The 22934-nt window shown below is 46.8% G+C and carries 22 protein-coding genes and 1 riboswitch; of the genes, 14 read left to right on the top strand and 8 right to left on the bottom strand.

The annotated features are described in order from the left end of the window. The first annotated feature begins 483 nt into the window (after positions 1 to 483). The 3 genes from AB8599_RS10530 to AB8599_RS10520 are packed head-to-tail and all read left to right on the top strand — an operon-like array spanning position 484 to position 3210. Complete coding sequence (locus AB8599_RS10530; RefSeq protein WP_407330853.1) at positions 484 to 717, top strand: ferrous iron transport protein A; 234 nt, start codon at positions 484 to 486, stop codon at positions 715 to 717. Next, complete coding sequence (gene feoB, locus AB8599_RS10525) at positions 707 to 2989, top strand: Fe(2+) transporter permease subunit FeoB (RefSeq protein ID WP_407330852.1); 2283 nt, start codon at positions 707 to 709, stop codon at positions 2987 to 2989. The genes AB8599_RS10530 and feoB overlap by 11 nt, the downstream gene beginning before the upstream one ends. Beyond that, complete coding sequence (locus tag AB8599_RS10520) at positions 2986 to 3210, top strand: FeoC-like transcriptional regulator (RefSeq protein ID WP_407330851.1); 225 nt, start codon at positions 2986 to 2988, stop codon at positions 3208 to 3210. Before feoB ends, AB8599_RS10520 begins: the two co-directional genes overlap by 4 nt. A 146-nt stretch (positions 3211 to 3356) precedes the next feature. On the opposite strand, the gene AB8599_RS10515 is transcribed toward AB8599_RS10520, so the two are convergent. Next, entirely contained in the window at positions 3357 to 3785 is a 429-nt protein-coding gene (locus AB8599_RS10515) for an HIT domain-containing protein (RefSeq protein WP_407330850.1), read from the bottom strand. Positions 3786 to 4012: 227 nt separating this feature from the next. Here AB8599_RS10515 and AB8599_RS10510 point away from each other — a divergent pair, with 227 nt between their 5' ends. After that, positions 4013 to 4612 carry a DUF924 family protein gene (locus AB8599_RS10510; RefSeq protein WP_407330849.1) on the top strand — a complete coding sequence of 200 codons (600 nt, stop codon included), beginning with the start codon at positions 4013 to 4015 and terminating at the stop codon, positions 4610 to 4612. 13 nt (positions 4613 to 4625) lie between these two features. Here the strand turns inward: AB8599_RS10510 and AB8599_RS10505 are convergent, their stop codons facing one another. Both AB8599_RS10505 and argS read right to left on the bottom strand, forming a co-directional pair. Then, complete coding sequence (locus AB8599_RS10505) at positions 4626 to 5648, bottom strand: GGDEF domain-containing protein (RefSeq protein ID WP_407330848.1); 1023 nt, start codon at positions 5646 to 5648, stop codon at positions 4626 to 4628. Between the two features lie 133 nt (positions 5649 to 5781). Further along, positions 5782 to 7512, bottom strand: coding sequence for an arginine--tRNA ligase (gene argS, locus AB8599_RS10500; RefSeq protein WP_407330847.1), 1731 nt, complete (start codon positions 7510 to 7512; stop codon positions 5782 to 5784). 380 nt (positions 7513 to 7892) lie between these two features. Between argS and AB8599_RS10495 the strand changes: the two genes are divergently transcribed. Then, complete coding sequence (locus tag AB8599_RS10495) at positions 7893 to 8465, top strand: VOC family protein (protein ID WP_407330846.1); 573 nt, start codon at positions 7893 to 7895, stop codon at positions 8463 to 8465. Between the two features lie 95 nt (positions 8466 to 8560). On the opposite strand, the gene purU is transcribed toward AB8599_RS10495, so the two are convergent. Then, positions 8561 to 9397, bottom strand: a complete 837-nt coding sequence (purU, locus tag AB8599_RS10490) for a formyltetrahydrofolate deformylase (protein ID WP_407330845.1) — start codon at positions 9395 to 9397, stop codon at positions 8561 to 8563. A 207-nt stretch (positions 9398 to 9604) separates the two neighbouring features. Here purU and AB8599_RS10485 point away from each other — a divergent pair, with 207 nt between their 5' ends. The 6 genes from AB8599_RS10485 (at position 9605) to rnd (ending at position 16672) form a co-directional block, all read left to right on the top strand. Beyond that, positions 9605 to 11527, top strand: coding sequence for an ATP-dependent DNA helicase (locus AB8599_RS10485; protein ID WP_407330844.1), 1923 nt, complete (start codon positions 9605 to 9607; stop codon positions 11525 to 11527). Positions 11528 to 11611: 84 nt separating this feature from the next. Beyond that, positions 11612 to 12307 carry a tRNA (adenosine(37)-N6)-threonylcarbamoyltransferase complex dimerization subunit type 1 TsaB gene (gene tsaB, locus AB8599_RS10480; RefSeq protein WP_407330843.1) on the top strand — a complete coding sequence of 232 codons (696 nt, stop codon included), beginning with the start codon at positions 11612 to 11614 and terminating at the stop codon, positions 12305 to 12307. A 50-nt stretch (positions 12308 to 12357) separates the two neighbouring features. Next, entirely contained in the window at positions 12358 to 12648 is a 291-nt protein-coding gene (locus AB8599_RS10475; RefSeq protein WP_407330842.1) for a chromosome segregation ATPase, read from the top strand. Positions 12649 to 12755: 107 nt separating this feature from the next. Beyond that, the gene (locus AB8599_RS10470) at positions 12756 to 13634 is read left to right on the top strand and encodes an alpha/beta fold hydrolase (protein WP_407330841.1); all 879 of its coding nucleotides are present in this window, start codon (positions 12756 to 12758) and stop codon (positions 13632 to 13634) included. A 155-nt stretch (positions 13635 to 13789) separates the two neighbouring features. Further along, the gene (fadD, locus tag AB8599_RS10465; protein ID WP_407333214.1) at positions 13790 to 15415 is read left to right on the top strand and encodes a long-chain-fatty-acid--CoA ligase FadD; all 1626 of its coding nucleotides are present in this window, start codon (positions 13790 to 13792) and stop codon (positions 15413 to 15415) included. Between the two features lie 138 nt (positions 15416 to 15553). Further along, positions 15554 to 16672 carry a ribonuclease D gene (rnd, locus tag AB8599_RS10460; RefSeq protein WP_407330840.1) on the top strand — a complete coding sequence of 373 codons (1119 nt, stop codon included), beginning with the start codon at positions 15554 to 15556 and terminating at the stop codon, positions 16670 to 16672. Between the two features lie 45 nt (positions 16673 to 16717). Here the strand turns inward: rnd and minE are convergent, their stop codons facing one another. Genes minE through minC form a run of 3 tightly spaced genes read right to left on the bottom strand, consistent with a single transcriptional unit; the run spans position 16718 to position 18479 of the window. After that, the gene (gene minE / locus AB8599_RS10455; protein WP_016961106.1) at positions 16718 to 16981 is read right to left on the bottom strand and encodes a cell division topological specificity factor MinE; all 264 of its coding nucleotides are present in this window, start codon (positions 16979 to 16981) and stop codon (positions 16718 to 16720) included. Between the two features lie 3 nt (positions 16982 to 16984). Further along, positions 16985 to 17797: a septum site-determining protein MinD gene (gene minD, locus AB8599_RS10450; protein WP_407330839.1), complete on the bottom strand. Its 813-nt coding sequence runs from the start codon at positions 17795 to 17797 to the stop codon at positions 16985 to 16987. A 19-nt stretch (positions 17798 to 17816) separates the two neighbouring features. Further along, positions 17817 to 18479, bottom strand: coding sequence for a septum site-determining protein MinC (minC, locus tag AB8599_RS10445; RefSeq protein WP_407330838.1), 663 nt, complete (start codon positions 18477 to 18479; stop codon positions 17817 to 17819). Positions 18480 to 18790: 311 nt separating this feature from the next. On the opposite strand from minC, the gene AB8599_RS10440 reads away from it, so the two are divergent. Together AB8599_RS10440 and AB8599_RS10435 are read left to right on the top strand one after the other, a co-directional pair. Beyond that, a complete protein-coding gene (locus AB8599_RS10440) occupies positions 18791 to 19066 on the top strand; it encodes a YcgL domain-containing protein (RefSeq protein ID WP_407333213.1) in 276 nt (91 codons plus the stop codon). Positions 19067 to 19075: 9 nt separating this feature from the next. Next, complete coding sequence (locus tag AB8599_RS10435) at positions 19076 to 20053, top strand: lytic transglycosylase domain-containing protein (protein WP_407330837.1); 978 nt, start codon at positions 19076 to 19078, stop codon at positions 20051 to 20053. 227 nt (positions 20054 to 20280) lie between these two features. Here AB8599_RS10435 and AB8599_RS10430 read toward each other — a convergent pair whose 3' ends face one another. Further along, positions 20281 to 20679 (bottom strand): H-NS family nucleoid-associated regulatory protein, encoded by a 399-nt coding sequence (locus tag AB8599_RS10430; RefSeq protein ID WP_407330836.1) that lies wholly within the window; start codon positions 20677 to 20679, stop codon positions 20281 to 20283. Positions 20680 to 21023: 344 nt separating this feature from the next. Continuing rightward, positions 21024 to 21205: riboswitch (Lysine riboswitch) on the top strand. An 85-nt stretch (positions 21206 to 21290) separates the two neighbouring features. Between AB8599_RS10430 and AB8599_RS10425 the strand changes: the two genes are divergently transcribed. Then, a complete protein-coding gene (locus AB8599_RS10425; RefSeq protein WP_407330835.1) occupies positions 21291 to 22871 on the top strand; it encodes a Na+/H+ antiporter NhaC family protein in 1581 nt (526 codons plus the stop codon). Positions 22872 to 22934 lie beyond the last annotated feature (63 nt).

Genomic DNA, 22934 nt, shown 5'->3' with positions numbered 1-22934 from the left:
GAGCGTGGTATAGCCGACTGACTATACCACGGGCGTCAAAGACACCTTCGCTTGCTGCCGGAGGTGTGTGGGAGTCCCTCACACCGTCTGGAATTAACTGAGTTCATTAAAGCGGTTCTCCCCCCTCAGCACATAGTAATTTCCCGCCATTATGTCATTCCGATTAAAAAGCGATGTTTTTTTTGCGTTGTGTCGAAGAATTTCGGCTATGAAAAACGCCATATTTATATGTTTTTGACGAAATTAACGATTTTTCTGTGGGTTTGTTTTAGAGATTTTGTTGGATGAAATTGAAAGCAGGACAAAGACAGTTTCAAATTTCACGGAGTTGACGTTTTTTTGACGGAATTAACGAGAGAAGGTGATGCTTAGGGTATGACATCAGCTAAAGCGTCAATTTTGTTGATCAAAAACAACTTTCTTTTTGCAACATTTTGCAATACTTTACCGCAAACGTTTATGATTCTCATTTAGGTTGTGATTATGAAACTGTCGGAGCTAAAGCCGGGTTTTACTGGGCAGGTCGTGTCGTTATCAAACGTACCTTCTATTCCCCGAAAGAAATTGATGGCGATGGGATTACTGCCAGACACTGATGTTCACGTTATCCGCCTAGCGCCGATGGGTGACCCGATTCAGATCCGTGTTCGTGGATGTGATATTGCGCTTCGAAAGAGTTTAGCCAGCCAAATTGAGGTGATAGGTCATGACAAGTAAGCAGTTACTGACTGTTGGTAACCCTAATTCCGGAAAAACCACGCTTTTTAACCGACTAACAGGTGGCCGACAAGAAATTGGCAACTGGGCCGGTGTCACTGTAGACAAAAAAACAGGCTCCACTGTGCTTGGTGATGAAAGCTGCGCACTCACCGATCTTCCTGGTATCTATACTCTGGATAATGCGGATGGCGAGAATAGCCTAGACGAGTCGATCGCTATCACTGCGCTTTTTTCATTGCCAAGCGACCTCATCATCAATGTGCTTGATGCGAGCTGCCTAGAGCGAAGTCTTTACCTGACTCTTCAATTGCGTGAGTTGGGGCGACCGATGGTTGTCGTTCTCAACAAAATGGACGTGGTAGAACAGCATGGCTTTCGTCTCGATACCGACGAACTTGCTAAATCGTTGGGGTGTCATGTTTTCACGGTGACAGCAACCAACCCTCTGTCGGTTGAGGCACTAAAGCACTCGTTGGCCGAAAGTATCCAAGTGCCATCTGCGAGTTCGCCACTGACACTTGATTATGGCATTGACGTTGAGTCTGCTATTTCTTTGGTCTCTCAAGGGTTAGAACAGGAATCCGCACAGTATGAGCGCGCAAAAGCAATCCGTTTACTCGCCGGCGATCGCATTTTATTGAACCAGCTTTCTTCTCCGACGAAGGCATTGCTTGATAGGGTCTCCAATCAGCAGCTTGCGCAAACTGATGTAGATCTCGTGATAGCCAATGTGCGTTATTCGCGCGTGGCGCAGATTTGTCGTCAATGTAAAAAACAGATTGTGCCTCTTAAAGCACGAATTACCGATGCTATCGATAATGTGGTGTTGAGCCGTTACTTTGGCTTACCTATCTTTTTCTTCATTATGTATATGATGTTTATGTTTTCTATAAACATAGGTAGCGCATTTATCGATTTCTTTGATATCAGTACTGGCGCCATTTTGGTGGATGGCGGGCACTACTTGCTCGATAATCATCTTCCTGTTTGGCTTGTCACCATCCTGACCGATGGGGTAGGAGGAGGTATTCAAACCGTTGCCACCTTCATTCCCGTTATAGCTTGCCTGTATCTTTTTATGTCTTTGCTTGAAAGCTCAGGCTATATGGCTCGCGCCGCGTTTGTACTAGATAAAGCCATGCAGAAAATTGGTTTGCCGGGTAAGGCATTTGTCCCTTTGGTGCTCGGGTTTGGTTGCAATGTGCCTGCGATCATGGCCACTCGTACACTTGACCAAGAACGAGAACGCCGACTTGCTGCCGCCATGGCACCATTTATGTCATGCGGCGCGCGGCTACCTGTTTACGCACTCTTTGCTGCCGCATTCTTTCCTGAAAATGGACAAAATGTCGTGTTCTTATTGTATCTGCTGGGTATTGCTATCGCCGTGTTTACGGGTGTGGTGTTACGAAACACCATTTATCCAGGAGACAGTGACTCGTTCATGATGGAGATGCCGCGCTACGAATGGCCGCGTATTAAAGATGTGGTGTTAAAGACGTGGCACAAACTCAAGCGTTTTGTTTTGGGGGCGGGTAAAACGATTGTGGTGGTGGTTACCGTTCTGAGCTTTATGAACTCTGTGGGAACCGACGGCTCGTTTGGCAATCAGGATTCTGAACATTCAGTATTATCAAAGGTTGCGCAAACTATCACACCTGTTTTTGCGCCTATTGGTATTCAAGAAGATAATTGGCCAGCAACGGTTGGCATTATCACTGGGATTTTTGCGAAAGAAGCCGTGGTTGGCACGTTAAACAATCTCTATTCGACGCCAAGCGAAGCAGACACGTCAGACTATGATTTGTTGGGCAGTTTGAAAGAGGCGTGGCAAACCATTCCTGAAAACTTGCTTGGATTGAATTTTGCTGATCCGCTTGGAATTGACGTGGGTGATTTGCCCGACCAGCATGCGATTGCGCAAGACCAAGAGGTTGATCTCAGTATCTTCGCGAACTTGAGCGTGAACTTTACCGCTGCCAGTGCATTTGCCTATTTGGTGTTTATCTTACTCTACACACCGTGTGTTGCGGCTATGGGGGCTTACGTGCGTGAATTTGGGCGTCCGTTTGCCGTCTTTATTGCAAGTTGGACCATGCTCCTTGCTGTGGTGTGTGCAACCATTGTTTATCAAGCCGCCATGCTAACCGAAACACCAATGCAAAGTGTTGTCTCTATTGTTGGCAGCGTACTCTTGATGCTTGCAGCGATTCATTTTCTTCATCGACATGCAAAACGCAATGCGGCAATGAATGCGGTGGCACTGTGATACTGACTGAGCTGCGAGACTATGTTATCGACAATCCTCAATGCAGTCAGACAGAGCTGGCTTCAAACTTTGGGTTGTCAGAAGATGGGATTGACGCAATGTTGAGTGTCTGGATCAAAAAAGGTCAGATCAAAACGACGATCTCAGACTCTCACAATGGTGTTGTTCGTCGTTACCAATGGGTGTCGGATAAAGAGATAGGTCTGACTGTCATTCAGTAAGAGACGATGAGCTAGGGTGGGTCAACCTGTATATTCACTGATACCTAGATACAAAAAAAGCGCGGTGATAGTAACATCGCGCTTTTTTTAGTTTGAGTGATTTACCTAAAGTGATGCTAGGTATTCGCTGATTTCGGCGCTATTGATTATGCGGCGCTGAAGTCGCTGATTTCACTTAGGTGCTGTCGCCACTGAAATGCCATTGACTCTTGATCTTCTTTGGTCCTCAAGATACCTGCGGTATTCCCCCATACAGGACCTGGCCAAGCAATGTCAGATTGAAAGCGTGCAATGTAATGAATATGCAGCTGTGACACAATGTTACCTAGCGCGCCCATATTGAGTTTGTCTGGGCGGGTTAGGAATTCAAGCTTTGCAGCCAGCAGAGAAGACTCACGCATAAACTGTTGCTGATCAGCCTCGCTAAGGTGATGCAACTCAGTCACTCCCACCACTTTTGGCACCAAAATAAACCAAGGTCCAATATCTTCTTTGCTTAACAAAACACGACACAGTGGTAAATCACCCAACCAAGTTGTGTCTGATTCCAAACGCGGATGTAACTCAAACGCCATTTTATTTTCTCTTTTTCAAAAACTCATTCAAAACTACTGGCAAAATAGAAAAATGTAAACCAACGACAGAGCTTAAACTCTGAGATGATTGCATGAAAACGGTTTGCGCAATTGTCATGGAAAAATCACAAAACCCAATACATCTTGACCAATAGCCCGCCCTTTTTTTGATTTGGGTTTAGGCTAAAGAGAGAGTAACAATCAGGGCCACCATCGTGGGAGCGAGCATGGACTACGTAGAAGTGCTGGACTTTTGGTTTGAGGATGCCGAGGCACCGCAAACAAACGACCTCATCAAGGCGATGTGGTTGCATGGTGACGAGACAACAGACGGTGTTATTCGTGAGCGATTTTTGCCATATGTTAGCATGGCGGGCGAGGGTAAATTGTCCCAGTGGCTAGAAATGCCGCTGGGTGCATTAGCACATATTATTTTGCTGGATCAATTTAGTCGACGTATCTATAGAGGGCTAAGTGCTGCGTTTCGTTATGATGAGTTTGCGCTAGCGTTGTGCAAGCGCGGGTTAGCAATTGGTCAAGATCAGCAACTGTTGCCGATACAGCGCGTATTTTTCTATGCGCCTCTTCAGCATTCTGAGCATGTTGAAGATCAGGAGGAAGCCTTGTTTAGATTTAGTCAGTTATGTGAATCAGCCGACCAATCAGAAGCGGGCATGTATGAAAACTTCTATCGGCAAGCGCGGAACCACTTTGACATTATTCAACGTTTTGGTCGCTTCCCCCAACGGAACGCATCTTTAGGTCGCTTGTCTACGGAGAATGAGATTCTTTGGTTGGTAGAAGGGGGGGCAAAACTCAGCCAGTAGTGCGTTCCATCTGCTAACGCACTAACGGCATAACTCTATTTCTTCCGCGATTTTTTGCATCGTAAAGTGCTTCATCAGCGCGCGCGACAAATTGTGCGCCTTGCTCACCGATCTGGAATTGTGCGACACCAAAAGAAGCGGTAATTGAGTTTATCTTTTGTCCTGAGCGTTTGTCCGTAACAGAAAGACGCTCTAGCGATTTTCTCGTTTTTTCCGCGATTTGATAGGCCCCTTTTAGGGACATTTGAGGCATAAGTACCGAAAATTCCTCGCCACCATAACGAAATACCATGCCGTTAGTTTCGATGCTCTGCTGCAATCTCTGCGCGACTATTTTAAGGACTTTGTCGCCCATTTGATGTCCGAATTCATCATTAAATGACTTAAAGTGGTCGATATCGACCATCACTAAGCACATTTCTGATTTTTGCCGCAATAAGTCATCAAGTTGTTGCTCAAAGGCGCGTCGATTGAAGGCGCCAGTTAGCGCATCGTGCGTGGCCTGCTTTTGATACTCTTTTAGCTGCTGCTTGAGTGAGTCAATTTCTGATTTTTGCGTGGACACATGCAATTGATATTGAGAGGTGGCTTGCAGTAAATGCTGCGACCCTTTGAGAAGGTCTTGAAGAACGACCTGGCTCTCTCCGCTGATGTCAGATTGGCTTTTAACATCTTCAAGTCGACTCACCGAGGAGTTAAGAATGTTCTGAAACGCTTGTGTGTCTTGTACCGTATCATCAATGGAATGACCTAAGTCGGCAGCAAGACTCTCCAATTTTTTACGAAAGCTGTCGACTTCTCGTTTTGCATCATCAAGTAAGTAGGACTCGATCAGCGTATCACAGTGCATTGTTGAGCATTGACCAAAACGTTCTACGGTGTCATCAACCGCGCGGTTGAGCTGCGGATGTGTGCCTGCGCAGTAGGTGTACCAAAGCGAAAAGTAGTGTGGCGTGGTGGGTACTTTGTATTTCACCATCAACGGCACGGCACGCTTGAATATCTTTGTTGCTTCGAAAAAAGCGTAATCGCTCATGCGCTATCCCTTAGTACTACTCGTGTCATTAATGATACAAGAAGTGCAAAGGATTTGTTGATTTAAGATGAAAAAAAGCCCCATTCTTTTTGAATAGGGCTCAAACTTTTTACTCGCAATCAATCGAGAATGATTACATGCGTTCTAGCGTTTTAATGCCAAGAAGATCAAGGCCTTGCTTGATGGTTTTTGCCGTGAGTGCAGCAAGTTTCAAGCGGCTTTGTTTGGCGTCACCTTCGGCATTAAGGATCGGACAGGCTTCATAGAAGCTTGAGAATGTGCCTGCTAGTTCAAACAGATAGCTACACATGATATGTGGCTGACCTTCACGCGCAACAGATTGAACGGCTTCTTCAAATTGCAGTAACTTAGACACGAGCGCTTTCTCTTTGTCGTCAGCAATGATGATCTTGCCTTGCACAGAGTCGGCAGCAATGCCTGCTTTGTTGAAGATAGAAGCAACACGCGTGTAGGCATACTGCATGTAAGGCGCGGTATTCCCTTCAAAAGCCAACATGTTGTCCCAATCGAAGATGTAATCCGTGGTGCGGTGCTTAGAGAGATCAGAATATTTCACAGCAGCCATGGCAACGGTGTTAGCGATGTTCGCTTTTTCTTCCGCGGGTAGCTCGGGGTTTTTCTCTTCAATCAGCTTAGCTGCACGCACTTCCGCTTCATCTAGCAGGTCAGCGAGGCGAACAGTGCCGCCAGCACGGGTCTTAAACGGACGACCATCTTTACCCAGCATCATGCCAAACGCGTGGTGCTCAAGGCTCATTGACTCAGGAATGTAGCCTGCTTTACGCACAATCGTCCACGCTTGCATCAGGTGTTGGTGTTGACGTGAATCGATGAAGTAAAGCACGCGATCTGCATTAAACGTTTCGTAGCGGTATTTGGCACAGGCAATGTCTGTGGTGGTATACAAGAAACCGCCGTCTCGCTTTTGGATGATGACACCCATAGGCTCGCCGTCTTTGTTCTTGTACTCATTCAAGAAAACAACGGTAGCGCCATCGCTTTCAACGGCCAGACCTTTTTCTTTCAGATCTTCTACGATGCCAGCCAGCATGCTGTTGTACATGCTTTCACCCATCACGTCTTTGTTGGTCAAAGAGACATTCAGGCGATCGTAGTTGCGTTGGTTTTGTTCAAGCGTGATTTTAACCAGCGTCTGCCATTTTTCTTTGCAGTATTCGTCACCGCTTTGCAAGCGAACCACATAGTTACGTGCAGTTTTCGCGAATTCCTCGTCTTCATCGTAAAGCTTTTTCGATTCACGGTAGAAACCTTCGATATCGCTTAGATCCATCGAAATGTCGCTTCCTGCCGCTTCGTGACGCTCAAGGTTGGCGATCAACATACCAAACTGCGTACCCCAGTCACCGAGGTGATTGGCACGAATGACGTTGTGGCCCAAAAACTCCAGCGTACGAACGACTGCGTCACCAATGATGGTTGAACGAAGGTGGCCAACGTGCATTTCTTTCGCCACGTTTGGTGCTGAATAATCGACAACAATGTTCTGCTTGTCAGCTTCAGCAACGCCCAGGCGGTTATCTGACAGCGCAATCTCTGCTTGCTCGCTTAGCCATTCTGGGCTGAGGAAGATGTTGATAAAGCCAGGGCCTGCGATTTCGGTTTTTGATGCAATGCCGTCAAGGTCCAAAACATCCAACACTTTTTGTGCGAAATCGCGCGGGTTGCCGCCAAGTTTCTTAGCAACGCCCATGATGCCGTTTGCTTGATAGTCACCAAATTGTGGTTTCGCCGATTGACGAACTGCAGCTGGGCTGCCTTCTGGTGCACCGGCTGCAACCATAGCGGCCGATACTTTTTCATTGAGAAGGGCTTGAATATTCACGTGCTTACCTTAATTTTGATACCCGATGGACAGCCATGACATGTGGTCACGACGAAGGGCTTGCTTGCCTTGGTACTAAAGCAAAAATCCGTCAACAATACCCAATGAGAAATGTTCATTACAAGGCATGGTTGACGGCTTTAATACCGAGCGTTCAACACCGAAAACGGGTGCAGATTGATAGGCGTAATAATACCCACAAATAGGCACGCTTTGAAACCAAAATCCCGTTAAATAGCCTCAATTCATCGCGGATGGGCAGTGTTCATTTCCTTGCAGAGTATTTCTGGAGAAATTTCACTCATTCCATAACACGTTGGTAATCGTTTGGTGGGGATGGGATACTTTGCCTGTATTCAATCACTAACAAAGAGATTTCCATGTCGGCACTTACCGTTGATCATCTTTTTTCCTCGCTTGACTCTTTTGGCCTACGTCTACAAACGCTGTTGGAGCAACTGGGTATCGATCTGGCTGCTTACGAAGCTGATCACATTGCGCTGCGTGTTAACGATGTTGAACTTGCCAAGCGGCTGCATCAAGCCTGGTTGTCTCATGGAGAGGAAATCTCCGTAAACACCATTAATGGTCGCCCTATTGTGGTGATTAAAGTGAAAGACGTCTTGTCGTTTGGCGCATGGCAGACTCATTGCGTTGAGCTACCGTATCCAAGTGAGAAAAGCTACCCAGAGGAAGGCTGGGAGCATGCGGAATGGGTGATACCGTCGAAAGCGATCACGCCTGAAGCGCTACTGGATGATGTATTTTGTCTGTTTCCTGCATTGAAAGCGCGTTGGGTAAAATTGAGTGAAATGGGCGTGAACGTGAAATTGAGCTCGCCATCAGGGGAAGGTGAGCGTATCGCAAACCCGACCGTTGCATTTAAAGCCAATGGTGTTTGTGTGAAACTGCATCCGGTATCGCTTGAGCATGTCATTGAAAGCGAACGCTAGTTTCATGAAATAGCATTTATCAGCAAGTGTAAGAAAGGGGCATATCATGCCCCTTTCTTGATCTTTCTTGATCTTTCTTGATTTTGGCAATGACGCTACAAAATCACGGTTTTGTTGCCGTAGACAAACACCTTGTCTTCAAGCACTTGACTTAGTGCCGTGCTGAGGACGGTTTTTTCTACATCACGGCCAGCTTTCACCATGTCTTCTGCGCTGAAGGTATGGTCAACATGCTTGATATTCTGCTCAATGATCGGTCCCTCATCCAAATCGTTCGTGACGAAATGCGCGGTTGCGCCGATGATCTTCACACCACGTTGATAGGCCTGATGGTAAGGACGAGCACCAATGAAAGCAGGCAAGAAACTATGGTGAATATTGATGATTTGACGCGGATAGTGCGCAACAAAACTCGGTGTGAGTACACGCATGAATTTCGCCAACACCACGTAATCTGGCGTATACGAGTCGATGATCTCGATCACTTTGCTTTCATGTTCTTCTCGTTCCATGCCTTCGTGGCTGACGAAATGGAACGGAATATCGAATTTCTCTGTCAGGGGTGCCAACGTTTGGTGGTTACCGACAACCGCGGAAATTTCCACGTCTAATGAGCCGTCATAGGCTTTCATCAAAATATCACCCAAACAATGGGATTCTTTGGTGACCAATATAACGATACGTTTGCGACGTTTGCTATCAACCAAGCTGCGATGACTGCCTGCTGGCAGCGCTTGATCGATATCCATCAAGAAGGTTTCATCATTGAAGATGCCCTCTAGCTCGGTGCGCATAAAAAACTGCCCCGTGCTGTGGTCAACATATTCGTTGTTATGAATGATGTTGAGCTGATGTTTGTAACAAATATTAGTGATTTTGGCGATAAGGCCTTGCGCGTCGGGACAATCCGTCAGCAGAGTTTTTCTTTCCATAGAAGTGGGGATCTCGCGAAATAATGACTTTTGCTGTTCATCACGTTTTACGCTGATTTTGATTCAAGGTCAAAACCTCGCGGGTGCCGTATTGATGTATCGCACTGAAGTGAAGGAAGGTTGAACACACGCTTTGGCTTATCCCCATGGCAGAAACGAGCGATTGTTGGCATAATGCTGGGCTTTCAACCACTGTATATATGACCAATGATTTCGAAGGTTTTCTCCACAGACGGCGCTCTTGCTCGCGCGATAAAAGGCTTTCAACCGCGCCAGCCTCAGACAGACATGGCGTTGTCGGTCGAACGTGCCATTAAAGACGGCACGCAATTGGTCGTTGAAGCGGGGACAGGTACGGGTAAAACCTATGCGTATTTGGTGCCGGCCTTATTAAGCGGTAAGAAAACCATTGTCAGTACGGGCTCCAAAAACCTTCAAGAGCAATTGTTTCACCGTGACTTGCCATTAATGGTGGAAACGCTCGGCTTTACGGGTCGTGTGGCGCTACTGAAAGGACGGGCGAATTACCTGTGCCCAGAAAGACTCAGTCGTCAAATGATTGAAAGTCACGATGGACATTCCGATCCTAAGCTTCTCACCCAATTGGTCAAAGTACGTGGTTGGTCATCAGAAACCAAAACCGGTGATTTGGGCGAGTGCGATGATCTTGCTGAAGACAGCCCGATTATTCCTACCATCACGTCAACCAACGACAATTGTTTGGGGAAAGAATGCCCAAGCTACCAAGATTGCTTTGTGGTCAAGGCGCGTAAACGTGCTTTGGATGCAGATTTGGTGGTGGTAAACCACCATCTATTTCTTGCGGATCTGGCCATTAAAGAAACGGGCTTTGGGGAATTAATTCCCGAAGCCGAAGTGTTTATTTTTGATGAAGCGCACCAAATCCCCGATATAGCTAGTCAGTATTTTGGACAAAGTTTGTCGAGCCGACAAATTCAAGAATTGGCGAAAGACATTCATATTGCTTATCGCACCGAACTTCGTGATACCAAGCAACTCGATAAAGTAGCGGACAGGTTATCTCATGCAGGCTCAGATCTTCGTATTGTGCTGGGTGAGCCAGGCTTTCGTGGAAACTGGCGCGAGATAAGCGCTTCACCAGCGGTGGCGCGTGAGTTAGTGAGATTAGCCGATGCCCTCACGCTTGCATATGACGTAATTAAATTGTCCTTAGGTCGCAGCCAATTGCTCGATGCAGCGTTTGAGCGCACAACGATGCTAAAAGCCAGACTTGAACGATTAAGCGATACCACCATTCCGGGCTATTCCTATTGGTATGAATGCAGCCGCAATCATTTTAGCCTCAATATTACGCCGTTATCCGTGGCGGAAAAATTCCGCGAACAAATACAACAACAGCAAGGTGCCTGGATATTCACTTCTGCCACGCTGGCAGTAAATGACGATTTTAGTCACTTTAGTCATCGCCTTGGCATTGAACCCACCGAGCAGTTTACGCTGCCGAGCCCGTTTGATTATGAAACACAGGCCATTTTATGTGTGCCGCGTTTCTTGCCTGAGCCCAATAGCTATGGCTTGGCCGATAAGCTGGTGGAGATGCTGCTCCCTGTTATCGAACAAAACGAAGGGCGCTGTTTTTTCTTGTGTACCTCGCACCAAATGGTGCGTGATTTATCAGAGCGTTTTCGTGAACAGCTTTCATTGCCTGTATTGGTGCAAGGGGAAACGTCGAAGCAAAAGCTCTTAGCGGAATTCTTGGAAATGGGGAATGCGCTGCTCGTCGCAACCGGCGCATTCTGGGAAGGCATTGACGTTAGAGGGCAGGCACTGAGCTGTGTTATTATTGACAAATTGCCTTTTACAGCGCCGGATGACCCGTTGCTGAAAGCACGAATTGAAGATTGTCGATTGCAAGGCGGTGACCCGTTTTCTCAGGTTCAGATCCCAGATGCGGTGATCACGCTAAAGCAAGGGGTAGGGCGACTTATCCGAGACAGACGCGATCACGGCGCGCTGATTATCTGTGATAACCGCTTGGTAAGCAGACAATACGGTGAGACGTTTTTGCGCAGTTTACCCCCCATTCCTAGAACGCGGGATTTGGCAAAAGTCGGCGAGTTTCTCGCGGCCATTGAATCGAATGAATAAGGGCGCTGTTTCAAAGCAGCGCTCGCTAATAACAGACGAAATAACAACGATGTTGCTGGTATTGCAGCGACACCCGAGGCGTAAATGACATTTAAAATTCTTGCCGTCGATACGGCGACTGAAAACTGTTCAGTAGCATTGAAAATAGGTAATGAGACGATTGCACGTTGTGAAATCGCACCGCGTGAACACACCATTAAGATTCTCCCTATGGTCGACAGTGTGCTTGCAGAGGCGGGTTTGAAACTCAATCAGTTAGATGCATTGGCATTTGGCCGAGGCCCAGGTAGCTTCACGGGTGTGCGTATCGGTATTGGTATTGCGCAAGGTTTAGCATTTGGCGCGAATTTGCCGATGGTGGGTGTTTCTACGTTGGCTGCGATGGCGCAGCAAGCGCATCGCCAACATCAAGCGAACCACGTTCTCGCCACTATCGATGCACGCATGAATGAAATCTATGTGGGCGGCTATCAGCGTTTAGAAAATGGTGATTGGAAACGTGTGGTTGAAGAGGCGGTTTTACCGCCAGAACATTTTAGACCTACACTGTCAGAAGATAAGTGGTTCACGGCAGGAACAGGGTGGCAAGCATACCCAGATCTGGCAAGCCAACTACACTTAGAAACAACAGACAGTGGCGTTTTGTATCCCGAAGCGGAAGACATGCTTATTCTTGCGCATCATGCATTTGAGCGTGGTGAAGCGGTGGATGCCGAGCATGCAAGCCCTGTCTATTTGCGTGACACAGTAGCGTGGAAAAAGCTGCCAGGTCGCGAATAATTCTGCATTTGCGTTTGCAGAAAGGATAGAACGAGCCGAGAAGAGCAGCGATGGTTTCAATTCATGGATTACCGCAACCGATCCAACGTCCTGGTAATACGGGACGCAAAAAGTCACAAAAGGCAGCCAACAGTGCTGAGATTTCTCAGCCGTCAGTGGTTGCCAAAGCGGTAAGTCAGGGAATTCGTCATCCAGAGCTTGCACAAGAAGCGCACCAACAGATCCACTATGATGTTCCCGATGGTCGAAGTCGCCATGCACTCCTTGCTTACATGGACGTGAAAAATCAGGCGCGACGTGAAGAGATCATGGCCATGTTTGGTGTGGATGTTTTCGTGTGACATTGTGTCAATCTCAACTCCTCGTACCACTTAATTAACCCCGACTGTGATAGGCTTCGCGCCCTCTGAAAGAGGTGCGAAGCAATCATGGCATTCAGCAGCTCATCATGGCATTACAAGAAAAACAATTTGCAGTGAGGTTTGGTAATCTCGCCGCGCAGGTCTGTCTCACCGACAGCCCCAAGCCCATCTTGCTTATGTTGCACGGATGGCAGGACAACAGTGGTAGCTTTGAACCTCTTGCACCGCTTCTTACCGAACATGTCGACCTTGTGATGCCAGATTGGCCGGGTCATGGCTTATCTGATCACAAAGGCGCAGACAGCTTCTATCCTTTCTTCGACTATGTGGATGATCTTCACCAGTTGATCTTGCAACTGGGTGATAAACCTATCTATCTGGTCGGGCATTCGCTGGGGGCATTAGTGGCCTCTTGTTGGAGTGCCGCGTTTCCGGAACGCGCGAAAGGGTTAGTGATGATCGAAGCACTTGGCCCTATGTCCGAGCGTGATGACAAGGTGGTAGAGCGTCTTCGACATGGCGTGTTAAGTCGTCAAACGATGAAACTGCCTCGAAATTTGCCATCGCTGGATGCCGCACTGAAATTGCGTCGCGGCATTAACAAAGTGTCAATTGAAGACCTTACGCCGCTAGTGACACGCGGTATGCAGCAAGTAGGGAATGAGTGGCGTTGGAGACATGACGCCAAGCTCAAAACAGATTCGATTTATCGTATGTCGACGCACCACGCTGAACATTTGATCAGAGGCATACAATGTCCGGTTCTCGCTATTATTGGCGAAGACGGATACCCAGAATTACGTAGCCCACTCGCGGAACAACGCAAAGAGTGGTTTAAAAACCTGACCGTCGAGATGGTGGCAGGCACACACCACTGTCATCTGCAAAGTCAGCAGAAAACAGCGGCACTGATCATTGATTATGTGACCAAGCTACATCTCACAACGTGTGACGATGTTAATTGATTGTTACTCATGGTCTAATTGGGCGTTAAAACGCTCGTTTGAATTTTTGCTTCTGACGTGGGCCAAGACTCACGATACAAAATAGGAGAGATCACGTGGAAAAGGTTTGGCATAACCGCTACCCATCAGATGTACCTGCGGAAATTTCACCGAACATGTACCCATCTTTGGTAGAAATGTTCGAAAAGTCGGTACAAAGATACGCCGACCAAACTGCCTTTATAAATATGGGGCAGGTGATGACATTCCGTAAGTTGGAAGAGCGTAGTCGAGCGTTTGCGGCGTACCTACAAAATGATCTGGGTCTGAAAAAAGGCGACCGTGTTGCCGTGATGATGCCGAACTTGCTGCAATATCCCATTGCTTTATTTGGTATTTTACGTGCGGGCTGTGTGGTGGTGAACGTGAACCCATTGTATACCCCACGTGAACTCGAGCACCAACTGAATGACTCCGGCGCGACAGCTATTGTTATCGTGTCGAACTTTGCCCACACGTTAGAAAAAGTGGTTGATAACACCAGTGTTCGTCACGTTATTCTGACTAGCCTTGGTGACCAATTGCCACGTGCAAAAGGGACCTTGGTGAACTTCGTGGTGAAATACATCAAGAAGATGGTGCCGAAGTATAGCCTTCCACATGCAACGTCTATGCGCCTCGCGCTGAAGAAAGGTCGTCGCATGCAATACGTCAAGCCGTTTATGACCGGTGATGATATTGCCTTTTTGCAATATACCGGTGGTACAACAGGTGTGGCCAAAGGCGCGGTATTAACACATAAAAACATGCTGGCGAACGTTGACCAAGCGAAAGCCATGTATGCACCCGTCTTGGTAGAAGGGCGTGAGTTGGTGGTCACGGCACTGCCGCTTTATCACGTGTTTGCCTTAACGGTGAATTGCCTGTTGTTTATTGAAATGGGCGGACAGAACCTGCTTATTACTAATCCGCGTGATATTCCTGCGTTTGTAAAAGAGCTGAAACAGCATCCATTTACCGCCATTACTGGGGTGAATACGCTGTTTAATGCCATGCTCAATAATGAAGATTTCCATGAACTGGACTTCTCTAAATTGAGCCTGACCGTGGGCGGCGGCATGGCTGTTCAGCGCGCGGTAGCAGAGCAATGGAAGAAACTGACGGGCAAGCATTTGCTAGAAGGTTACGGTCTGACCGAGTGTTCACCGCTGGTGGCTGCTTACCCTTATGATCTGAAAGAATACAACGGCTCGATTGGTTTGCCTGTGCCATCTACTGATGTCCGCATTGTTGATGACGAAGGTAATGTCGTGGCCAACGATCAAATTGGTGAGCTACAAGTGAAAGGCCCGCAAGTGATGCAGGGCTACTGGCAGCGCCCAGAAGCGACCAAAGAAGTGCTGACAGAAGACGGCTGGTTGTCGACGGGTGATGTGGTGAAGTTTGACGATGATGGCTTCTTGCACATTGTTGATCGTAAGAAAGACATGATATTGGTGTCTGGCTTTAACGTGTACCCTAACGAGATCGAAGATGTAGTGGCGCTACATGGAAAAGTGCTGGAAGTGGCAGCCATTGGTCAGCCTCATGAAACCTCCGGTGAAATCGTTAAGATATGTGTGGTTAAACGCGACCCAAGCCTGACCAAAGAAGAGTTGTTGGCGCATTGTCGCGAATATCTCACTGGCTACAAAGTGCCTAAAATAGTTGAGTTTCGCGACGATTTGCCGAAAACCAATGTGGGTAAAATCTTGCGTCGTGCACTGCGCGAAGAGCAGGAAGCAAATAAAGCGGAAGCATAACGCGCCCGTGCGCTTTGAAGTTGAAGCGCGTACAATAAAGCATATGCTTTTGAAAACATGCTGGCTAAGGCCAGCATGTTCGTTTCTGGCCTTAGCGAATGCAAGGCTGTGGGCGTCAAACAAAATACGGATGACAGCGTGAATTTTGAAATTGTAACTGAGCTATCTCACCTCGAACGAGTCTGTGAACAGGCGAGAAAAGTACCGGCAGTCATGCTGGATACCGAGTTTGTTCGCACGCGAACCCTTTATCCAAGATTGGGTCTTATCCAACTTTATGATGGTGAGACGTTATCACTGATCGACCCGATTAAATTGGACGATATGTCACCTTTGTGGGCATTACTTTCTGATGAATCAGTGATCAAAGTTCTGCATGCGTGCAGTGAAGATTTGGAAGTGTTCCACCATTATTCGGGTGTGATGCCGAAGCCTATGGTGGATACGCAAATCATGGCCGCATTTTTAGGTCATGGACTTTCAACGGGCTTTGCTGCGCTGGTCGACGAGTATTTGCAGGTCTCACTTGATAAAGGCGAAGCACGCACTGATTGGTGTGCACGACCACTGTCCGATAAGCAGCTTGAATATGCAGCTGCGGATGTCTATTACTTATGGCCGCTGTATCACTTGTTAGCTGAACGCGTTGCTGACACTGGTTGGAATGAAGCTGTCACTCAAGAGTGTGATTTGTTGGTCAGCAAACGTGGAAAGGCCCCCGATCCTGAAAAGGCATACCTCGATATTAAAAATGCGTGGCAACTGCGTCCTAAGCAACTGGCTGTGTTGAAAAAACTAGCAAGCTGGCGTTTACGTGAAGCACGACGCCGCGATCTAGCATTGAACTTTGTTGTCAAAGAGCTGCACCTTTGGAAAATGGCGCGTTTTGATATCCGTTCACTGGATAAAATGGCAGATGAAGGCTTTGATCGATTTGAAATCGAACGACATGGCAGCAGATTGCTTCGCATGGTCGAAGATCTTGATTCATTGCCAGAAGAAAATTACCCAGAAGCGATTGTACGGTTAGTAGACATGCCGGGTTACAAGCAAATGGTGAAAGAGATCAAAGATCAAACCAATGCAGTGGCGGAACAGTTAGGGGTTGTACCCGAATTTGTAGGGTCAAAGAAGCAAATTCATCAGGTCTTAAAATGGGCATGGGTGAATGCTAGAAACCCTGAAAAAATGCCTGATCTGTTGTCGGGTTGGCGAAAAGCCTACGTGGAAGCTAAAATTCTACCCTTGCTAAAATAAGCATAAAAAAACCGGCGAAAGCCGGTTTTTTGTTTCTGAAGAGATTTACTTGTCTTCATCAGGCAAGGTGACATTCAATTCCAAAACGGACAAATCATCATCGCGTTGCTCCAGCGCAACAGACACTTGTTCTGGTGAGATATCCACGTACTTTCGGATAACCTCGAGAATGTCTTGTTTTAACTGGGGCAAGTAAGTCGGTTCAGAGCACCCTGCTCGTCGGCGTTCAGCAACAATGATCTGCAAACGCTCTTTCGCCATTGATGCAGATGCTTTCTTTTTCGGACGGAAAAACTCCAACAGTGCCATGTGTTATCCTCCAAAAATGCGTTTCAGGAACCCTTTCTTCTCTTCTTCCAAGAAGCGGAATGGGCATTCATTGCCTAATAGGCGGCTTATCGCATCGGCGTACGCCTGACCCGCATCAGATTCTTCATCCAAGATAACAGGTTCGCCTTTATTAGATGCATGCAACACCGACGGGCTTTCAGGGATCACGCTCAGCAACGGTATGCGCAAGATCTCTTCGACATCAGATACGCTCAGCATTTCACCGCGATTTACACGGGCTGGGTTGTAGCGCGTCAACAGAAGGTGCGTCTTCACAGGCTCTTCACCATTCTCAGCACGGCGAGACTTGGAATCTAGAATGCCCAAAATGCGGTCTGAATCTCGTACAGAAGAGACTTCAGGGTTTGTCGTGACTATGGCCTCATCAGCAAAGTATAGCGCCATCAGCGCGCCTGCTTCGATACCAGCAGGTGAATCACAGATAATAAAATCAAAGTCCATGGCTTTAAGGTCATCTAAAACGCGACCCACGCCTTCTTTTGTTAGCGCATCTTTATCGCGTGTCTGAGAAGCAGGCAACACGTAGAGATTATTAATGCGCTTATCTTTGATCATTGCTTGATGCAGGTTGGCTTCACCATTGATGACATTAACAAAGTCATACACCACGCGGCGTTCACAGCCCATGATGAGGTCAAGGTTACGCAGACCAATATCAAAATCGATAACGGCGGTTTTTTTTCCAGCTTGCGCAAGGCCCGTAGCAATGGCAGCACTTGAAGTGGTTTTCCCCACGCCGCCTTTGCCAGAAGTGATAACGATAATTCGAGTCATTCCTCAATCCTTTGGATAATTAGAGTGCGAGGTGTTCAATGTTTAAAGAGTCTTCTTGCAGCGAAACCTTCACCGGGCGAGCACTGTATTGCTCCGGGATAGATTCGCTGAGCCAATACGTGCCCGCAATGGAAAGCAATTCTGATTGCAGGTTTTGGCAGAAAATGTTGGCTTCTTTTTGGCCACTTGCACCTGCAATAGCACGTCCACGAAGTACGCCATAAATATGAATACTGCCATCAGCGATGATCTCTGCACCAGCGCTGACGTGATTAAGCACGACTAAGTCGGCGTTTTTTGCATAAATTTGCTGCCCCGAACGAATAGGTGTTGTGACGATTTTCGTTGGGGTTTGAATGGGGTCATTCACACGGGTCTGCTTCGCGGGGTTCATGACCGCGAGTCCCGCGAGTTTTGCCGCTTCACGTGAGGTATTTTGTTTACACCCTGTGACACCCACCACCAACATACCAGTCTGTTCAATGGTGGCTTTTAGTGTGATGAAGTCAGGTTGTTGATGTAATCTTGAAATATCAACCACCACAGGTGCGCCGTCAAAGAATGCCGGAGCCTGAGTGACCTTATCGGACAGTACTTGCAATGCACTGTCCAAGTCATCATCTAAAAGATGAAGCACAGAAAGAGTAAATGAACTGCCTTTGAGTTCAGCGTTTTTTGTCATGAGATGTTGTCCAGATGGCAGTTGTTTGATCCGACGTGCGCGCTTTAACGTTTCTCATGAATAGAATTTTGTCATTCAAGAGTGTTTGGCGGGACAGAAACATCATTGTGTAAAAGAGGCGGAAACATTTTCCACTTCATCCCACGAAATATCAGGCTCACGCGCATTATCAGACAGTGTTGAGCATGGTATATTCATGGATACTTTGCGGCAAGCGCCAACGCCGATTGTGGCGTTTTTATCGCCAAATTCGTTACATTTTTCTAAGCGATTTCTCTTTATTGGGAAATCGCAACACTGTGAGGTACAAGGTGTATTGCGCAATCTATAAAAGCAGTAAAAAAGATTCGACCTATCTTTATGTAAACCGTAAGGATGATCTTGGGGATGTACCTCAACAATTGTTACAAACTTTTGGGAACCCTCAGTTTGTCATGATGGTCAACTTAGATAAAAGAGAAAAACTGGCAACAGCTGATCTCGATAAAGTAAAAGAGAGTTTGCAACGCGACGGTTTTTATTTGCAACTGCCACCTCCATTGGATGCAGTACTGCAACACATTAGAGTAAACAATACCAAGTTATAAAGGAGCGCTATGCGTAAGGGATTGATAGGGATCCTCATTGGGGCTGCGTTGTCTTTGTCAGCGCCCGTGATGGCAGAAAAGCCAAGCTTTGACAACTATGTCGCTGGCTTAAAAGAAGAAGGCGTAACCAAGGGTATCGACCCACAATTGCTTGAACAGGCATTTGATGGCATTCGTTATCGAGAAAGGGCGGTTAAAGCCGATCGTAATCAGCCCGAAAAACGTTTGACGTTGGATGAATATATTCCGCGTGCGGTGCCAGATTGGAAAGTAAAAAAAGCGCGTCGTTTATATGACGAGCATTATGCAGACCTTCAACGCATTGGTGAAGAGTTTGGCGTACAGCCACGCTTTCTTGTTGCACTTTGGGGGGTGGAAAGTAACTTCGGTGCATTAACCGGAAACTTTAATGTTGTTGAAGCATTGACGACATTGGCTTATGACGGCAGACGAGAAGCTTTCTTTCGCAAAGAAGTATTTGCAGCACTAACCATTCTGCAAGAAGGCCATATTGCGCCTGACGATATGAAAGGTTCGTGGGCAGGAGCAATGGGGCAATGCCAGTTTATGCCCAGCTCATTTATCTCATTTGCCGCCGATGGAAATAACGACGGAAAGAAAGATATTTGGACGTCAAAACCTGACGTATTTGCATCGTCTGCGAATTATTTAAAAAATGCAGGCTGGAATAGCGAATACACCTGGGGGCGTCAGGTGAAAGTACCTGATGGCATAGGCAAAGAGTTGTCAGGGTTAGGTCAAGATAAAGCCAAAACATTGGCTGAATGGCAATCGCTAGGTGTTCGTCGTATGAATAATACGTCTTTACCTAATGTGGATATTAACGCCTGGTTGATTCAACCTGATGATGAATATGGACGAAGCTATTTGGTGTATGGAAATTACCAAAGCTTGATGAAGTGGAATCGTTCGCACTATTTTGCCATTGCAGTAAGCCACTTGGCAGATAGGATTAAGGCCGGTTAAACGATCGGATGTTCATTGAAGCGAGTTAAATACCGCACAGTTTTTAATGGTATTCTTATTGATGCTCATATGAGGGATTTGATTGCGATATCTCTAAAGCGAGCGACACTAATCGGCCATTGCTGCTAATTTTGAGCGCGTTGGGTAAAAACAAAAAAGGGGCGAAAGCCCCTTTTTAGTTTCAGCCTGAGACAATTAAGCCCTGACTGATTACAGCTAGTGCCTAATTACAGCAGGAAATCTTCGATTTTCTTGCCGTTTTCAAGAGCTTCTTTAATTGTTTTTGGCGTGCGACCTTGACCAGTCCATGTTTTTTCCGAACCGTCTACGTCAATGTACTTATATTTTGCTGGACGAGCAGCACGCTTAGATTTTGGTTTAGCACCACCAAGGGTTGCTAGTAATTCTTCTGGGTCAATACCGTCTTTGATCAGCATCTCACGGTATTTCTCAAGTTTTTCTAAGCGCTCTTTTTCTGCTTCATGCGCTTCTGCTTCAGACTCTTCACGTTCTGCCACGACAGCTTGCAGTTTTTCTAGCGCTTCTTGAAGTTGTTCTAGAGTAAGTTCACGTGCCACTGCACGAAGGCTGCGCAGATTTAACAATACTTTCAGTGCATCAGACATTATGTCTATCCTATTCTCTCGTTTATAATAATTAATTACCGCACTAAGAGTAGCAAGAATAATTAATTCTTTGCAATGTTTGCGTAATTAAATTCCTTAATATTAGATATCGAATTTAAGAAAAGTGCAAACTTAAATAAATCTTGCCGGCTTGTTCTTGAAAAAAAAGGGATGGATTATCCGTGGCGTGTACAATAAAACTGTCATGCGTGTTTGACTTTGCATGCGTCGTGAGAGAAGAGGATAGTGATTGTAAGTGATTTGTAAATGCGAAGCGCTTGATGTGTAAAATCATTTAGATGGTTATTGCAATGTCCTCGATGTCACATACAATACGCAAGCTTTATGCACGTAGAGGTGCGCCATTTATCAGTAACACATTTTAGGGTGATGCCGTTGAGAATGTGAGAAAGGAAATAGCGCCGAAGTAGAATCTTGCCCATCAAGCTATTCTGCTGGGGTTGTGCTCTAACAGACACAACACTGCCATAGTATTGGGATTTAACTATGGAGCGCTACTGTGGTTTAAGAATGCGTTTAACCATTGTCATTTGTTAACTGGTTTCCATTTCTGCAGTAGATCTCCAACCTTATAGGTTGATTTAGAGATCATGAACTTAGTCGATTTTTCCGCGTCATCTTTATCGGTATTGCCCGCGATTCTCGCGTTGGGTCTCGCCATTGTTACCCGTCGAGTTTTGTTATCATTAGGGCTGGGTATTGTCTCCGGTGCTTTGTTACTCAATGACTTTTCTTTGTCGTCGACCACCTATTATCTTTCTGGGCTGATAAAAGGCCTATTTATTGACGATGGCAGCATAAATACTTGGAACATGAGCATTGTTGCGTTCCTCGTCTTGTTGGGTTCCATCACTGCGCTTATTACTCTTTCTGGCGGTACACGCGCATTTGCAGAATGGGCACAAACTCGCGTTAAAAGTAAGCGAGGGGCAAAACTACTGGCAGCATTTCTAGGCGTATTCATTTTTGTTGATGACTATTTTAATAGCCTAGCGGTTGGTGCCATTAGCCGTCCTGTGACTGACCGTTTCCATGTGTCGCGCGCGAAGCTGGCTTATATTCTCGATTCCACCGCTGCGCCAATGTGCGTGATCATGCCTGCTTCAAGCTGGGGGGCATATATCATTACGGTGGTCGGCGGCATTCTTGTTAGCCATGGCGTGACTGATTACAGCCCACTGAGTGCATTTGCGCACATGATCCCAATGAACTTCTATGCCATTTTTGCTTTGCTGATGGTGTTCGCGGTTGCTTGGTTCCAGATGGATGTGGGCCCAATGCGTCGTTTTGAATACGAAGCATCGACGGGCAGTCGTTTAGGTGATGATGAAAATAGCGGACCATCATTAGATGACGAGCTCGGTATCGAAGAAAGTGAGAAAGGTAGCGTCGCCGATCTGGTGGTGCCAATTGTTGTGCTTATCGTGGCAACCATGTCTTGGATGGTGTATTCCGGCGCTCAAGCGTTAGAAGCCAGCGGTAAAGCATTCTCGGTGCTGGGTGCATTTGAAAACACCGATGTGGGCATGTCACTTTTGTATGGTAGTGCAATGGGTCTACTGTCCGCATTGATCACTGTATTCAAACAGCGTATTCCAGTACCAGAAGTTGGTCAAACCGTTTGGATTGGTGCCAAATCTATGTTTGGCGCTATCTTGATCCTGTTGTTTGCTTGGACAATCGGCAGCGTGATTGGCGACATGGCCACGGGTAAGTTTCTGTCGACGCTCATCCAAGGTAACTTGTCTCCTCAGCTTCTTCCTGTGCTGCTGTTCTTGTTGTCTGCTGCGATGGCGTTTTCAACCGGTACCTCATGGGGTACGTTTGGCATCATGCTGCCAATTGCGGGCGACCTTTCTGCCGCAACTGATATTGCGTTAATGCTACCGATGTTGTCCGCTGTGCTTGCTGGTGCCGTGTTCGGTGATCACTGCTCGCCAATTTCAGATACCACCATCTTGTCAGCAACCGGTGCGCGTTGTGGACACATTGATCACGTTTCTACTCAGCTACCGTATGCGCTGGCTGTGGCGCTAGTGGCTGGCATATCTTACTTGGTGCTGGGCTTCACGGATTCGCTGTCGATTTCGCTGTTGGCGGGCTTTTGTTCATTTACCTTGGTTTGTGTGTTCTTTGGTTGGCTGTCACGTCGTCCAGGTAAAATGGCTTAATCTATTTTTCAATAACCTCCCTTCGGGGAGGTTTTTTAATTCCATTTCGCGGCCTGCAACGCT

The organism is Enterovibrio litoreus, from assembly GCF_045679545.1.
Classification (GTDB): domain Bacteria; phylum Pseudomonadota; class Gammaproteobacteria; order Enterobacterales; family Vibrionaceae; genus Enterovibrio.
The sequence above is the reverse complement of the archived record's forward strand: the minus strand, read 5'-3'. Positions and strand labels throughout refer to the sequence as shown.

What these genes read in the sequence shown, in the direction of transcription:
- fadD (WP_407333214.1), top strand. Translation starts at nt 13,790, where the DNA reads ATGTACCCATCTTTGGTAGAAATGTTCGAAAAGTCGGTACAAAGATAC.
- AB8599_RS10435 (WP_407330837.1), top strand. Translation starts at nt 19,076, where the DNA reads ATGCGTAAGGGATTGATAGGGATCCTCATTGGGGCTGCGTTGTCTTTG.
- feoB (WP_407330852.1), top strand. Translation starts at nt 707, where the DNA reads ATGACAAGTAAGCAGTTACTGACTGTTGGTAACCCTAATTCCGGAAAA.
- minC (WP_407330838.1), bottom strand. Translation starts at nt 18,479, where the DNA reads ATGACAAAAAACGCTGAACTCAAAGGCAGTTCATTTACTCTTTCTGTG.
- AB8599_RS10510 (WP_407330849.1), top strand. Translation starts at nt 4,013, where the DNA reads ATGGACTACGTAGAAGTGCTGGACTTTTGGTTTGAGGATGCCGAGGCA.
- AB8599_RS10485 (WP_407330844.1), top strand. Translation starts at nt 9,605, where the DNA reads ATGATTTCGAAGGTTTTCTCCACAGACGGCGCTCTTGCTCGCGCGATA.
- minE (WP_016961106.1), bottom strand. Translation starts at nt 16,981, where the DNA reads ATGGCACTGTTGGAGTTTTTCCGTCCGAAAAAGAAAGCATCTGCATCA.
- AB8599_RS10495 (WP_407330846.1), top strand. Translation starts at nt 7,893, where the DNA reads ATGTCGGCACTTACCGTTGATCATCTTTTTTCCTCGCTTGACTCTTTT.
- purU (WP_407330845.1), bottom strand. Translation starts at nt 9,397, where the DNA reads ATGGAAAGAAAAACTCTGCTGACGGATTGTCCCGACGCGCAAGGCCTT.
- AB8599_RS10470 (WP_407330841.1), top strand. Translation starts at nt 12,756, where the DNA reads ATGGCATTACAAGAAAAACAATTTGCAGTGAGGTTTGGTAATCTCGCC.
- AB8599_RS10475 (WP_407330842.1), top strand. Translation starts at nt 12,358, where the DNA reads ATGGTTTCAATTCATGGATTACCGCAACCGATCCAACGTCCTGGTAAT.
- AB8599_RS10530 (WP_407330853.1), top strand. Translation starts at nt 484, where the DNA reads ATGAAACTGTCGGAGCTAAAGCCGGGTTTTACTGGGCAGGTCGTGTCG.
- AB8599_RS10505 (WP_407330848.1), bottom strand. Translation starts at nt 5,648, where the DNA reads ATGAGCGATTACGCTTTTTTCGAAGCAACAAAGATATTCAAGCGTGCC.
- tsaB (WP_407330843.1), top strand. Translation starts at nt 11,612, where the DNA reads ATGACATTTAAAATTCTTGCCGTCGATACGGCGACTGAAAACTGTTCA.
- AB8599_RS10430 (WP_407330836.1), bottom strand. Translation starts at nt 20,679, where the DNA reads ATGTCTGATGCACTGAAAGTATTGTTAAATCTGCGCAGCCTTCGTGCA.
- AB8599_RS10515 (WP_407330850.1), bottom strand. Translation starts at nt 3,785, where the DNA reads ATGGCGTTTGAGTTACATCCGCGTTTGGAATCAGACACAACTTGGTTG.
- AB8599_RS10425 (WP_407330835.1), top strand. Translation starts at nt 21,291, where the DNA reads ATGAACTTAGTCGATTTTTCCGCGTCATCTTTATCGGTATTGCCCGCG.
- minD (WP_407330839.1), bottom strand. Translation starts at nt 17,797, where the DNA reads ATGACTCGAATTATCGTTATCACTTCTGGCAAAGGCGGCGTGGGGAAA.